Annotated in this window: 12 protein-coding genes; 11 read left to right on the top strand and 1 reads right to left on the bottom strand. The window is 47.8% G+C overall.

Going from position 1 to position 13,672, the window contains the following annotated elements; all coding sequences use genetic code 11:
- The coding region (locus tag DFR60_RS30695) for a hypothetical protein (protein ID WP_207659573.1) at positions 1-180 on the top strand (180 nt) is incomplete at its 5' end.
- A 76-nt stretch (positions 181-256) separates the two neighbouring features.
- A complete protein-coding gene (locus tag DFR60_RS30540; RefSeq protein WP_167437727.1) occupies positions 257-394 on the top strand; it encodes a hypothetical protein in 138 nt (45 codons plus the stop codon).
- Between the two features lie 122 nt (positions 395-516).
- On the opposite strand, the gene DFR60_RS25240 is transcribed toward DFR60_RS30540, so the two are convergent.
- Entirely contained in the window at positions 517-1,986 is a 1,470-nt protein-coding gene (locus DFR60_RS25240; protein WP_110325488.1) for an alpha-glucosidase/alpha-galactosidase, read from the bottom strand.
- A gap of 171 nt (positions 1,987-2,157) precedes the next feature.
- Between DFR60_RS25240 and DFR60_RS25235 the strand changes: the two genes are divergently transcribed.
- The 9 genes from DFR60_RS25235 (at position 2,158) to DFR60_RS25195 (ending at position 13,660) form a co-directional block, all read left to right on the top strand.
- Complete coding sequence (locus DFR60_RS25235) at positions 2,158-3,093, top strand: helix-turn-helix transcriptional regulator (protein WP_110325486.1); 936 nt, start codon at positions 2,158-2,160, stop codon at positions 3,091-3,093.
- 256 nt (positions 3,094-3,349) lie between these two features.
- Complete coding sequence (locus DFR60_RS25230) at positions 3,350-4,297, top strand: DUF1861 family protein (protein WP_110325484.1); 948 nt, start codon at positions 3,350-3,352, stop codon at positions 4,295-4,297.
- A 15-nt stretch (positions 4,298-4,312) separates the two neighbouring features.
- Positions 4,313-5,719 carry an ABC transporter substrate-binding protein gene (locus tag DFR60_RS25225; protein ID WP_110325482.1) on the top strand — a complete coding sequence of 469 codons (1,407 nt, stop codon included), beginning with the start codon at positions 4,313-4,315 and terminating at the stop codon, positions 5,717-5,719.
- Positions 5,720-5,775: 56 nt separating this feature from the next.
- Positions 5,776-6,675 carry a carbohydrate ABC transporter permease gene (locus tag DFR60_RS25220; protein ID WP_055652508.1) on the top strand — a complete coding sequence of 300 codons (900 nt, stop codon included), beginning with the start codon at positions 5,776-5,778 and terminating at the stop codon, positions 6,673-6,675.
- A gap of 25 nt (positions 6,676-6,700) precedes the next feature.
- Positions 6,701-7,531, top strand: a complete 831-nt coding sequence (locus tag DFR60_RS25215) for a carbohydrate ABC transporter permease (protein ID WP_110325480.1) — start codon at positions 6,701-6,703, stop codon at positions 7,529-7,531.
- 21 nt (positions 7,532-7,552) lie between these two features.
- Entirely contained in the window at positions 7,553-8,632 is a 1,080-nt protein-coding gene (locus DFR60_RS25210; RefSeq protein ID WP_110325478.1) for a glycoside hydrolase family 130 protein, read from the top strand.
- Between the two features lie 22 nt (positions 8,633-8,654).
- Positions 8,655-9,692 carry a LacI family DNA-binding transcriptional regulator gene (locus DFR60_RS25205; RefSeq protein ID WP_110325476.1) on the top strand — a complete coding sequence of 346 codons (1,038 nt, stop codon included), beginning with the start codon at positions 8,655-8,657 and terminating at the stop codon, positions 9,690-9,692.
- A complete protein-coding gene (locus tag DFR60_RS25200; RefSeq protein WP_243005180.1) occupies positions 9,693-11,168 on the top strand; it encodes an alpha-amylase family glycosyl hydrolase in 1,476 nt (491 codons plus the stop codon).
- 11 nt (positions 11,169-11,179) lie between these two features.
- Positions 11,180-13,660, top strand: coding sequence for a beta-mannosidase (locus tag DFR60_RS25195; protein ID WP_110325474.1), 2,481 nt, complete (start codon positions 11,180-11,182; stop codon positions 13,658-13,660).
- Positions 13,661-13,672 lie beyond the last annotated feature (12 nt).

Raw genomic sequence — 13,672 nt, 5'->3', positions numbered from 1 at the left:
TTCACGAACTTAGTGTTTTGGCTGTCAGAAATGGCAGAGGAAATAAGAACGGATGAAAAGATATGTACAATGTGTGGTTTTGAGGGTATATGCCCAGATAGAATAGCGGAAATCCTGATGATTGGGATTTCCGCTTTTTGGTTTTTTCAGAGTGGTATAGCTTGTATTTTAAAGACCTGACTGCTAAAATTATTGATGATACGATATTAATATGACACAAGCAGGCATAATTTTATGAATCAGCAGAGAAGATTTGATGATACAGGGCGTAGAAATGGTGAATGGGATCGTGGAGATGGTCAATGGACGCTTTTTTACGGGATTAAAGGTCGTGATTGCCGGATATATCCGTAATTCGACAGCGAACAAAAGAGAGGAAGCCAGATTGAGATAAATATAGTATCATTTACAAAAAGCAGAACGGGGGATTCCAGCCTATGAAGAGGCCCACCGTTTTGCTTTTTGTAATTTTCATGATCGACGGAAGGTAAGCATCCGGTATTTAACCGCCGTCATTTATTTCGCAGTTAAATCCCTTTCAGCCCTTGCGCTGGCAACTTCTTCCGGAGACTTTTCACGGAGGCGAACCGCACCACGGTATCCGTCTCTGGTAGGAATCCGGTCTCCTGAAGAGAGGCGTTTTTTGGCAAGCTCTATTTCGTCTTTGTACTGTGGGAGCCACTGCTCCTGAGCTACCAGCATTTCGTCAACCATCTGCCAGATTTCCGGCGGATTGCAGACGGCGCCAGTGAGCGGGTCCATCAAGGCGGCCTGTTTTAGGAGGGTGACGTCTCCGGCAGCCGCGGCTTCCACCGACAGGCGCTGTACCCAGATGGACTGGGAGCACACGGCAGCAGGGCCGAGGGGAAGATCACCGATTTTCGGTACACTGATGCCGTTTCCGTCTACGTAGCAGGGAACCTCGACCACACATTCATATGGCAGATTGGATATGCAGCCTTCGTTCATCATATTGAAATGGCCGCGGTACATGCGTCCGGTTTCCAGGGATTCGATGATGTAGGAGCCGTGTTCCAGGCCGCGGTCAGAACCGTCGTATTTTTTCGGCGGTTCAGCCAGAATTTTGGGATAATCGGTTTCGAACCAGCGGCGTTCTTCCCGGGTTACCCGTAAATATCCGCCGGTCTCTCCGTGGATCCAACTGCTTAAATCGATCCAGTCCTTTATTTCATCGGGGCGTTTTCTGTACCATGCCACATATTCGGACAAGTGGCCGTTTGATTCCGTGGAATAATACCCGAACCGTTTTAAGATATCAATGCGTACTTTTTCCTCCTCCCGGTAGGTTTCGTGAGCCTCGAAGGCGGGGAGAAGCTTTTGCAGCATGGATTCCCCATGGTGGCTGATGGATATGTACCAGGTCTGGTGATTGATTCCCGCACAAACGAAATCAAGCTCATCTCTGGGAATGCCAAGTACTTCGGCGATCTGCTGTTCACCGTGAATCTCACCGTGGCACAGGCCGATGGTTTTTACCCTGCCATACTTGTTGCAGGCCCATGTAGCCATGGCGTTTGGATTGGAATAATTGAGCATAATGGCGCCGGGAGCCGCTACTTCCCGGATGTCTTTGCAGAAGTCCAGCATGGCGGCAATGACGCGCTGTCCATACATGATTCCGCCGATGCAGAGCGTGTCGCCCACACACTGGTCAACACTGTATTTAAGCGGTATCTCAATATCAGTTTCAAACCCTTCCAGTCCACCAATGCGGACACAGTTAATGATATATCTGGCATCCTGAAAGGCCTCTCTGCGGTCCATGGTAGACTGGATCTTTGTTGCAATCCCATTTGCCTCCAGATCCTTCTGGCATAAGTCAGTGACCTTTTTTAAGTTGTCCTCACTGATGTCTGTAAACGCGATATCGATGTCCCGAAACTCCGGAACTGACATGATATCCGTGAACAGCGTCCTTGTAAAAATCAGACTTCCGGCACCGATAAAAGCAATTTTGAATTTCATATGTTTGTATCTCCTTTCTCAGTTAAGCTTTGATTGTAGTATACAGATTCTTCGAGGAGGATGCGCATGAAATTGAAACGCCTTTTTCTCAAATGCAATAAATTGTTGGATGAATAGAAAACGATATGCTACAATAAAAGAAAGGAATGATACGGAAAAAGAGGGAAGACTATGTCAGATAATACAATGACGGGTTATGCGTATCCGCGCTATGCATATCCGCGTTATGCATATCCGGCCGCATATTATGCGGTGGCACTGGATTATTTTCAGATGGAGGCACACAGACATGACCAGTGGGAGATTATGTATCTGGTAACCGGCACGTGCCGGGTGGAGGTGGAAGGCGTTCTGGTGGAAATGGAGGAACGGCAGTTTATCTGCATCCGTCCGGGAATTCCGCACAGGCTGGAAATCAATCAGGGAGAGCGCAGTGTACTGTTAAATTATGAGTTTTCCTGTCTGGATAAGATGGGCGGAACGGATTTAAACAGACTGGCCGAAAAGGATGCCGGCTTCGCGGAGCTGATGGTATCCCCGGAGCCGTATCTGCTGCTCACCGATTACGGAAAGATGGAATACGTATTGAAGGACTTGATTTCCGAGCTGGAGAGAAGGGATCGAAAAAGTTATTTACTGGATCTGATCTTTCAACGAATGCTGATTGAGTGGTCAAGGTGCATTCAGGATAATGAAGGGGTAACCGGCATGGTTCATCTGAAAAAGGCCCGGAAATATATCCGGGAGCACTTTCGGGAAGATATCCGGGTGGAGGATGTGGCGAAATACGTCAGCCTCAATCATTCGTATCTGCAGACGCTGTTCAGCAAAGCCTACGGATGCGGGATTATGGAGTACATCAATAACCAGCGGTTGGAGCGGGCCCAGTTTTTGCTGAAAAACAGCAGCATGAATATTGTGGACATTGCCTTTGAGGCAGGGTTCAACAGCCGGCAGCATTTCGGGTATACCTTTCAGAAGAAGTACCGCTTAAGCCCCAAACAATACAGAAAATTGAAGGGACAGAATATAGCGGCGGATACAGGTAAATGGCAGAAGAGTCTGAGGGAAAATGGGGAGGCGGCGGGGGCGAACCGGTTGGTCTAATGGTTTGTTAGTATTCGAGATTGCTGCAGCGATGAAAATGAATTGAAGTATGAAGGCGGTTTTTACATTTTGTGAAAACCGCCTTCTTTTCTTTGGTTAATGGATAGGGGACAGTATCAAGATTCTGCACTTTAAAATATAAATGTAGAATTCAAGTAAATTATAATTGAATTCAAGTAAAAGCAGGAATAATATAATGCCATAGACAAGACAAAAGCATTAGAAAAATAGAATAAGAAAGGAGAAAAACAGACATATGTTACAACAAAAAGATAATACTCTACGCACGTGCAAAGAACTGCTGCTTGAATTTAAAAAAGAGAAAATTCAAGTAAATTCAAGTAAAATAAAGTTTATCCTCAAGCAGAACGGAAAAGATGTCTATAATATCACAGCACCATTTTTTGCAGATGGAAAGACTTGGATTGCAGGACGGGTCGAGGCGAGAGACAGTGAGTATTCCAGGATTGGCTTTTTCGAAGAGAGCGAAGGCGAGTGGGTGGAAACAGAACGGGAAGCCTTAAACCTTCAGGATCCATTTGTGACGAGGATCGGCGGGAAACTGGTCCTTGGGGGCGTGGAAGTATTCGAGGATGAGGAACGGCCAGGATACTTAAATTACAGGACTGTATTTTACCGGGGGGATGGAATCCTTGATTTGAGCAGATTTGCTGTGGGGCCAGACCGGATGAAGGATATCCGGCTCTGTGAGTTGGAGGATGGAAGGATTCTGGTACTTACCAGACCACAGGGGGAACGGGGAGGACGCGGAAAGATCGGTTACCGTTTCTTTGAAAGTCTGGACGAGTTAGATGCAGAAAGCCTGCAGCAGGCGACGCTTATGGAACATCAGTTTATACCAGAGGAATGGGGCGGAGCAAATGAACTCCACCGCATATCAGGCGGGAATATCGGAGTGCTCTCCCATATTGCAGGATTTGACACGGAAGGAAACCGGCATTATTATTCCACGGCGTTCTGCCTCAATCCTGAGACAGGGGAATACGGTCCTATGAAAATGATCGCAGAGCGAAGAAATTTCCAGCCGGGACCAAGTAAAAGACCGGATCTGGAAGATGTTATATTTTCCGGCGGGCTTGTGAGGCTCGGGGGAGGAAAAGCGGAATTGTACTGCGGAGTCAGCGATGCAGAAGGACAAAAGGTGCTGATCGACGATCCATTTGATGAATATGAAAACAGATAGAAGGAGAAGAGACTTATGAAAAGAATGAAGAGAGTAGTGGCAATTGCAGCAGCGGCGGCTATGACTGCATCCGTGATGACAGGATGCGGAAAATCAGGAGGTAATGAGCCGGCGGCCAATCATGGAGAAGCCTCTGGAGAGGTGGTTTCCGTTGATTTCTGGACGGCGCCTCAGCAGGTTCAGTATAACTTCTGGGAATCCAAGGCACAGGCGTTTAACGAAGCAGGCATCACGGTTGATGGAAAAAAGATAGAGGTAAAGGTCCAGCAGATGCCGGAATCCCCGTCTTCAGAAGCAGGAATTCAGAATGCAATCGCAACAGGGACCGTACCGGCTGTATCGGAAAATATCAACCGGGGATTCGCAGCAACTCTGGCAGCTTCCGGAGCAGTCTATGACCTGTCTGGCGAGACCTGGTTTACAGATGTGATTGAGGCCAGAAAGATGGAAGATACGATCACAAACTGGGCGATTGACGGGAAACAGTATGTGCTTCCGGTCTATGTCAATCCGATGATCTGGCAGTGGAATATGAAAGCCTTAAAGGCTCTGGGGTTTGATTCGGCACCGAAGACCGTGGCTGAATTTACAGATGTCATTACTGAATTTGCCGCACAGCGTGATACCACCATGAAGGAGATGGGGGTTACCCATTCCTTCTACCGTCCGTCCTTAACCCGTCCGGATCAGTGGTGGGACAGATGGTATGATTTTCAGATGCCTTACGAAGCTCTGACCGGGGGAAAACCGTGGGTAGAGGGCAATAAACTGGTACTCGATAAAGAAGGCGCAGTTGAAGCGTTTGAACTGATTGGCCTCTTTGGCAATTCAATCCAATCCGGCGAAATATCCAGCATCTGGACAGAGGCAAATCCTTCCGTACTCGTGACAATCAACGCACCATGGGAGATTTCACTCTATCGTGAAAACAATAAGGTCTACGGAGAAGATTATATTTACGGACAGGCAATTGTGAAGAATGATGGTGATACTCCTTATAACTTTGCTGATTCCAAAGGCCTTGTCTTCTATAAAAATAAGAGTATTACAGATGAGGAACATGCCGGCGCAGTGGAATTCGTAAAGTGGGTTTATAACAAGGAAAATTCTGCACAGACCGATCTTGACTGGCTGAACGCCACGACAATGCTTCCGGTCAGAGGTGATTTAAATGACAATGAAATATTTGCCGACGTTATGAAAGAGTATCCGGAGTTAGCTGCACTGGCGGAAGCTGTGCCGTATGCGATTCCGAGTATTGCGACAGAAAAGGTAACAGATATACAGACAGCACTGACCGAGAGCGGAACAGCGCCGTATATGAATGAAGTTATGAATGCAGAGCCTGGAAATGCACCGGATGCCACCCCATATGTAGAGGCGGCTATGGAGGCCATGAAGCAGGCGGGTGGTCTGGAATAGGCTGTTGATCGGGGACAGGAATCGTTTTCCTGTCCCTCCCAAAAAGGAGGGGACTTATGAAAAGAAAGAGTATTACGGGAAATAAAAAGGCTGGCCTCATGGGCTGGCTGCTCAACGGGCCATACCTGATTTATTCCCTTATTTTCTTTCTGATTCCGCTGATCTGGGCGTTCTGGCTTTCCACCATGGACTGGAACCTGATGTCGGAACAGAAGACGTTTGTAGGGATCAGGAATTTTGCCGGCCTTTTTTCCGACAGCAGGGTAAAAGCGGCTTTTATTAACTCTTACCGCTACCTCTTGCCTATTGTAGTGCTGTGCTTTGCTGGAGGCCTGATTATCGCGCTTCTGGTATCCAATCTGCCGGATAAAATCAAGGGTCTGGTGGCAGTTTTATTCTTTATTCCTTATCTGACCTCCGGGGTTGCGACGAGTGTTGTTGTAAAGTACTTTTTTAATTATAATTCTGCGTTCAATACGTTTTTGAGAGACCAGTTTAATCTGAATATAAACTGGCTGACAGACCAGAGATACGCATTTGCCGTTATGGTGGGTATTGTTGTCTGGAAAATGTCGGGGTACTATGCATTATTTATTCTCTCAGGCATTGAAAGCATAGGGGATGATGTGACGGAAGCTGCGATGCTGGACGGCTCGACCGGACTGCATAAGCTCCTGCACATTACGCTTCCGATGATTATGCCTACGTTGACCACCGTAATTGTACTGGCCACAGGCCTGGCGTTCGGCGTCTTTACAGAGCCGTATCTGCTGACAGGCGGCGGCCCTAACATGACGACGACTACATGGCAGCTGGAAATCTACAACACGTCCTTTACCAGATTTCAGTCCGGATATGGGGCGGCCATGGCGATTGCCAGTGCGGTTCAGATCTTTATCACTTTAAGGATTATCAACGCTGTAACGGACCGGCTGAACAGAAGATTCGGATGGTAGGCAACGATAACGAGGAGAAAAGAATATGGGAAGAAAAAAGAAAATAAGTGTTAAAACATATATTATTACGGCAGTCACCCTGACTCTGCTTGCGATATCCCTGTTTCCCTATTATTATATGGTGCTTCAGTCCTTTACCTCCTGGGATCAGGTCGATAAGGTGATGGTGCCTCACGGTTTTACGTTAAGAAGCTATGAATATTTGATAGGAAAGGGCGGAGCGACGAATTCCATGATGTGGGTCAGAGCCCTGATCAACTCATTCCTTGTAGCATTTCCTACCGCAGTGATATCGGTCATTATAGGGCTGTGCAACGGTTATTCTGTATGCAAACTGAAATTTAAAGGAGAGCGTTTCATTATGGACTCCCTGCTGTTTCAGATGTTTTTCCCAACCATAATCCTGCTGGTGCCCAGGTATATGATTGCAAAGCCTATGGCGAATACGTACGGCGGAATGATCATACCCATGTGTATTTCCATTTGGGCCATTTTCATGTATATCAACTATTTTAAAACCTTGCCTAACGAGGTTTTTGAGGCTGCGAAGATAGACGGAGCCGGAGAGCTGCGCATTATATTTTACATTGCGTTTCCCATAACAAAATCGGTTACCACAATTGTGTTTCTGTCTATTTTTATGCAGCGGTGGTCTGAGCTGATGTGGGATATGCTGATCGCGCCAAACATTCAGATGCAGACGCTAAATGTGTTGATTTCCACTCAGTTTAAACCGATGGGAGCATTCCCAGGACCGATGTATGCGGCGTCTGTTATTCTGACTTTGCCTATTATTATCCTGTTTTTATGCTTTTCCAAATACTTCAAAGAGGGAATCAGCTTTATGCTTAAATAATGGAAAATGAGGAGGAACAACATGCTGGAAGTAAAAAGATGCGGAGAAAATCCGCTTCTTATCCCGGAAAATGTAAAACCCAGCCGAGAAGATTTTAAAGTCGAAGGGGTATTTAACTGCGGCGTCGCAAAATATAAAGATGAGGTGATCCTGCTGTGTAGAGTGGCCGAGTCTGTTAAAGGAGCAGTGGAAGGAGAAGTACGGATCCCTGTTGTGAAAAAGATCGGCGGGAAAGATGAGATCACAGTACTCAGTCTGAAAAAAGCAGAACACCCGGAGCTGGATTTTACTGATTCCAGAACGATTAATAAGATGATGAGGCAGGGGAAGAGAACGGTGTATTTAACATCTCTGTCCCATTTAAGAGTGGCCAGATCAAAGGATGGAATTCATTTTACTGTGGAGGATACTCCGTCTATTTTTCCTTGTGCGGAGGAGGAGAGCTGGGGAATGGAGGATCCGAGAATTACTCAGATCGGGGCTGTGTATTACATTAATTATACTTCTGTGACGGAAAATGGAGCGGCTACCTCGTTAATCAGTACAAGGGATTTTGAGACATTTGAGCGGCATGGAATCATATTTGCACCGGAGAATAAGGATGTTACCATATTTCCGGAAAAAATTAATGGTATGTATATGGCGTTTAACCGTCCCGTACCAGGCGGAATCGGCAACCCTGAGATGTGGCTGGCCCAGTCACCGGATCTGATACACTGGGGACATCAGAAGCATTTCTGCGGTATATCCGATGCGGACAGCTGGGATAACGGGAGAATCGGAGGCGGAGCCGTACCGTTTAAAACGGAACAAGGCTGGGTGAAAATTTACCATGCCGCCGACAGGAATGATCGGTACTGCCTGGGGGCATTTCTCCTGGATTTAGGCGATCCTTCCAGGGTGATCGCAAAGACGGAAGCACCGATTCTGGAACCGGAAGCTGCATATGAGACAGAAGGCTTCTTTGGAAATGTGGTATTTACCTGTGGCTGTCTGGTGGGCGGAGATTGTGTCTCTCTCTATTACGGCGCCGCGGACGATAAGATATGCAGAGCAGATTTCTCGGTTTCCCAATTACTGGCCGGGATGAAGGCCATATAAAGTCAGAAAGGTGGAAGGCAGTATGAAGAAGCGGGTTACCATGAAGGAAATAGCGGAAAGGCTGAACCTTTCTGTCAATGCGGTATCCCTGGCGCTGAATGACCGGGCGGGGGTCAGCGAAGAGACGAGAAGACTTGTTTTAAACGCTGCGGAAGAGATGGGATATCTGGATCAGAGTACCAAGTATACGGCGGCATACTCCAATAAGAACATCTGTATCCTTCTGGAGGACCGTTTCTTTAAGGATATGCAGTTCTATGGACGGATTCTGCTGGGATTGGAGGAAGCGGCTAAGAAGGCCGGGTATGATCTGTTTATCAATTCCTTTGAGAAGAATCAAGAGATACCGGCCTGTGTGGAACAGCAGAAGGTGTCGGGACTGATTGTCGTTGGTAAGATCGATGAGGAGTATCTGAAACGTTTGAAGAGCTACTCCATACCGGTTCTGCTTCTGGATCACGAATCTGTGGAGACACCTACTGACTGTGTGATGACCAATAATGTGGCGGGTGCCTATAAGCTGACAAAGTATCTGCTGGATAAGGGCTACCGGAAAATCGGATTTTTCGGTGATCTCTCCTATACCCCCAGCATTCGGGAACGTTTTTGGGGATATCAGGAGGCCATGCAGCAATATCTTAAATTTCCATCCTTTGAAGAAGGGATCGCCTATATCAGACGGTATTCTGCTTTAAAGAGCGTGGAGGACGCGGTGATTCATCAGGACGCGTCCAGTCTTGCGGAGTATTACCAGTCATTGGAGGAAAAACCGGAAGTGCTGATCTGTTCGAACGATAAGATGGCAATCCTCATGTGCAAGGCTCTGTCGCAGTGCGGCCTCAAGGTTCCTGAAGATATAGGCGTTGTTGGTTTCGATGATATTGAACTGAGCAATATGGTGAATCCCCGTATTACGACAATGCGGGTGGACAAGGTCCTAATGGGAAAAAAGGCTATGGAACGGCTTTTAAAATGTATGGAACGGCCGAAGGAAAAGGTGGAAAAGCTGGTGCTGGATGTCCAGCTGATTGAAAGAGATTCAGTGAGGGAGTTCATATAAATGAATCAGTGGTGGAAAAATACGGTTTTTTACGAAATATATATAAGATCCTTCTGTGACACCGGTCAGAACGGGAAGAGCGGTATCCGGGGGATCACCTCGAAGCTGCCGTATCTGAAAGAACTGGGAGTGGGCGGAATCTGGCTCACTCCTTTTTATCCCTCTCCAAAGGTAGATAACGGATACGATGTTTCCGATTATTGCGGTGTGGATCCGGATTACGGAACAATGGAAGATTTTGAGGAGATGGTGAAGGCAGCCCATAAGCATGGTATCAGGGTCATCATTGATATGGTTTTGAATCATACATCGATCCGGCACCCATGGTTTATAAAATCAGCCGCCTCCAAAGACAGCAGTGAGAGAGACTGGTATATCTGGAAGGATCCCGTTAACGGAGGGGAGCCGAATAACTGGGAGTCCTTTTTCGGAGGAAGCGCATGGGAGTATGTGGAGTATGGGGATTCGGGACAGTACTATTACCATTCCTTTGCGAAGGAGCAGGCTGACTTAAACTGGCAGAATCCTTCTGTGGAGGAGGCCGTTTACCAGGTTCTTGATTTCTGGCTTCTGAAAGGCGTGGATGGTTTCCGCTTTGATGTGATTAACAACTTATCGGTGTCCGGCTCTCTGGCGGATAATCCGGTCACGGGAAACGGGGAGCAGCTTCATGAAAATGATGTCAATCAACCGGGGATTCAGTCGGTTATCAAACGGATGGCAGGCAGGATCAGGGAGAAGAAGCCAGATGCATTTCTGGTTGGAGAGATCAGCAGCGACGATTTAACCAGAATTCATTCCTATACGGGCGGCGGGAGCCTGGACACGACTTTTAATTTCAATTTGGGGAGCAGGGAAATATTTCAGCTCGACGAGATCTATGAAGAATTAAAGCGCATGCAGGAACTGTACGGGGATTCAGAATATCCAACCCTGTTTTTTGGAAGTCACGATATGAGACGTTTTCCGGATCGGTTCGGATTTTCGGAAGGGAAAACGAAATGCCTGCTGGCGCTGATGCTTTCCTGCAGGGGAATCCCGTTTCTGTACTTTGGAGATGAAATCGGAATGAAAAGCCGTATTCTGAATTCTGTGGACGACGCAAAAGATGTTCAGGGAATACTGGCATATGAGGCGGCTCTTAAAGAGGGGAAAAGCAGGGAGGAAGCGGTTCGGATTCTGAATGAACGATCACGGGATGCCTCCCGCAATCCTATGGATTGGGACGAGGCTGAAAAACAGAGAGAGGATCCGTCCTCGATCTGGAATTTCGTCAAAAATTTCATTGAACTGAGAGAGAGAACTGCGGCGCTGACAGAAGGAACCATGGAGCTGCGAAAACTGGGGAACGGCTTGATAGAAATCGAGAGAGCGCTGGGAATGGACCGGGTTCGAATTATGATTAATTTTTCGGATTGCGGGGTGACGGTCCCTGTTGAAGTTCCTGGCGGAGGCTGTGTGATTCTGGAAATATGAGGATAAGGTAAATGAAGATGATACAGAAACTGACAGATGGCTGGAACTTAAGAAGCTGTTCCACCGGCCAGAGTTTTGAAACGAAAGTACCGGGAACCGTATACGGAACCTGGCTGGAGCATGGAGCGATGAAGGACCCTTACTGGAGAGACTGTGAGGAGGCCGCGCTGGCCATGATGGATGGGGACTACGAATATGAGATTTCCCTGTCGCCTGATGAAGCTGTGATGGGATGCAGGGATATCCGGCTGAGATTCGAAGGAATTGATACTCTGGCGGATATTTTCTTCAACGGGGTTCATCTTGGACATGCAGATAATATGCACCGCATATGGGAGTATCCGGTAAAATCTCTGATGGGAGAGACCAATAAAATTAAGGTACATTTGTATTCGCCGCTGTCTTTTATCAGAGAGGCCTATGAAAAGACTCCTTATGACGGTGCACCCGAGGCTATGCAGGGCTTTCCGCTTCTAAGAAAGAGCCACTGCTCCTTTGGCTGGGATTGGGGACCGAGGCTTCCGGATGCCGGTCTGTTCCGGGAGGTATCCCTGATTGGCGTGAATCAGGCCTCCATCTGTGATGTGCATATCAGACAGAGGCACAGCGGCGGAAGCGTGACCCTGTCCCTTACTACCACTGTGGAGGCGGCCGATGATGGGGCCTGCTCCTGTATGCTCAGAATCACAGATCCGCAGGGGATGAGTATTACGTACCAGATGGAAGGCGAAAAGTATCAGTTTTCAAAAGCTGTGACAATAAAAAACCCGGAGCTGTGGTGGCCGAATGGTTATGGAAAACAGCCTCTATACCAGGTAGAAGTCATGGTGGATGCAGACGGTGAGCTTCAGGATAGCTGGAGCCGAAAGATTGGCCTCCGAACAATGACGGTCAATACGGCGGCGGATAAGTATGGGAATAAGTTTGCCCATGAAGTGAACGGTGTGGAAATTTTTGCCATGGGAGCGGATTATATACCGGAGGACTGCATCCGCAGCCGCGTCAGCCGGGAACGGACAAAAAGGCTTTTGGAGCACTGCAGGAACTGTAATTTTAATGTAATCCGTGTTTGGGGAGGCGGATACTATCCGGATGACTTTTTCTATGACCTGTGCGACGAAATGGGTCTGATCGTATGGCAGGATTTCATGTTTGCCTGTGCGGTTTATCCTCTGACGCCGGAGTTTGAAGCAAATACAGCGGCGGAAATCCGGGATAATGTACGGCGCATCCGCCATCACGCCTGCCTGGGCTTATGGTGCGGCAACAATGAGATGGAAATGTTCCTTGCGGACAATCAATGGGTGAGAAAGCCGCTGCAGAAGACCGAATATTTGATTATGAATGAAAGAATCATACCGGAATTACTGAGGCAGCTTGATCCGGATACCTTTTACTGGCCGTCCAGTCCGTCATCGGGCGGGGATTTCGATCAGCCCAACGATGAGAACCGCGGAGACGCCCATTACTGGGAAGTGTGGCATGGAGGCGTTCCGTTTACGGATTACAGGAAATACTACTTCCGCTATCTCTCTGAATTTGGGTTCCAGTCATTTCCCGCGGTAAAGACCATTGAACAGTTCACTGAGCCGGAGGACAGAAATATTTTCTCCTATGTGATGGAAAAACATCAGAGAAATGCCGGGGCTAATGGAAAGATACTTCAGTATATGAGCCAGATGTATCCGTATCCGGAATCACTGGAGCTTCTCGTTTACGTTTCGCAGCTGCTGCAGGCAGAGGCTATCCGGTATGGTGTGGAACATTTCCGGAGGAACCGGGGGCGGTGCATGGGCTGTGTCTACTGGCAGTTAAATGACTGCTGGCCGGTGGCCTCCTGGTCCTCCATTGATTACTACGGCAGATGGAAGGCGCTTCAATATTTCGCCAGGCGTTTTTTTGCTCCGGTCCTGCTTTCCTGTGAGGAAGAAGGCGCTCTGAGTTCCTCCATGAATGTAAATGAGGAGAACCGCTGCATCAGAAAAGCGGCCCGATTCTGTGTGACCAATGAGACAAGGGAGCCGGTAAGCGGATTTATCAAATGGAGCATTCAGGATGCGGCGTCTGACATCTGCCGGCAGGGACAGTACAGTGTGGAGGTGGAAGCGCTTTCTGTCTGCAGCTATCCGTGGATTGAATTTCCGGATATAGATATCAGAAACCATTATTTGTCCTATGATCTCTGGCTTCATGGGGAAAAAGTTTCGCATGGTGCCAGCTTATTTGTTCCCCCAAAACATTTTGAGTTCGCAGATCCGAAGCTGGAACTGCGCAGGGATGGGGAGACTCTGCTGATCCACGCAGCAGCCTTCGCCAAAGGTGTGGAAATCGGAAATGAGGCCGGCGATTTGCAGCTTTCCGACAACTATTTTGATATGGACGCAGGGGAGAAACGTGTGCAGGTGCTGCAGGGAAGTATGGAAGGGCTGTATGTGCGCAGTATGTATTCATTGATGCCGGACCACGGTACAATTATATGCCGGACAGACTGATATAAAGAAACA

It is taken from the genome of Hungatella effluvii (assembly GCF_003201875.1).
Lineage (GTDB): Bacteria > Bacillota > Clostridia > Lachnospirales > Lachnospiraceae > Hungatella > Hungatella effluvii.
Note: the sequence above shows the minus strand (reverse complement) of the source record. Positions and strands in the feature narration are given on the sequence as shown.

Coding starts and splice junctions, on each gene's coding strand:
- DFR60_RS25210 (WP_110325478.1), top strand. CDS start 7,553: ATGCTGGAAGTAAAAAGATGCGGAGAAAATCCGCTTCTTATCCCGGAA.
- DFR60_RS25220 (WP_055652508.1), top strand. CDS start 5,776: ATGAAAAGAAAGAGTATTACGGGAAATAAAAAGGCTGGCCTCATGGGC.
- DFR60_RS25235 (WP_110325486.1), top strand. CDS start 2,158: ATGTCAGATAATACAATGACGGGTTATGCGTATCCGCGCTATGCATAT.
- DFR60_RS25205 (WP_110325476.1), top strand. CDS start 8,655: ATGAAGAAGCGGGTTACCATGAAGGAAATAGCGGAAAGGCTGAACCTT.
- DFR60_RS25200 (WP_243005180.1), top strand. CDS start 9,693: ATGAATCAGTGGTGGAAAAATACGGTTTTTTACGAAATATATATAAGA.
- DFR60_RS25215 (WP_110325480.1), top strand. CDS start 6,701: ATGGGAAGAAAAAAGAAAATAAGTGTTAAAACATATATTATTACGGCA.
- DFR60_RS25225 (WP_110325482.1), top strand. CDS start 4,313: ATGAAAAGAATGAAGAGAGTAGTGGCAATTGCAGCAGCGGCGGCTATG.
- DFR60_RS25195 (WP_110325474.1), top strand. CDS start 11,180: ATGAAGATGATACAGAAACTGACAGATGGCTGGAACTTAAGAAGCTGT.
- DFR60_RS30540 (WP_167437727.1), top strand. CDS start 257: ATGATACAGGGCGTAGAAATGGTGAATGGGATCGTGGAGATGGTCAAT.
- DFR60_RS25230 (WP_110325484.1), top strand. CDS start 3,350: ATGTTACAACAAAAAGATAATACTCTACGCACGTGCAAAGAACTGCTG.
- DFR60_RS25240 (WP_110325488.1), bottom strand. CDS start 1,986: ATGAAATTCAAAATTGCTTTTATCGGTGCCGGAAGTCTGATTTTTACA.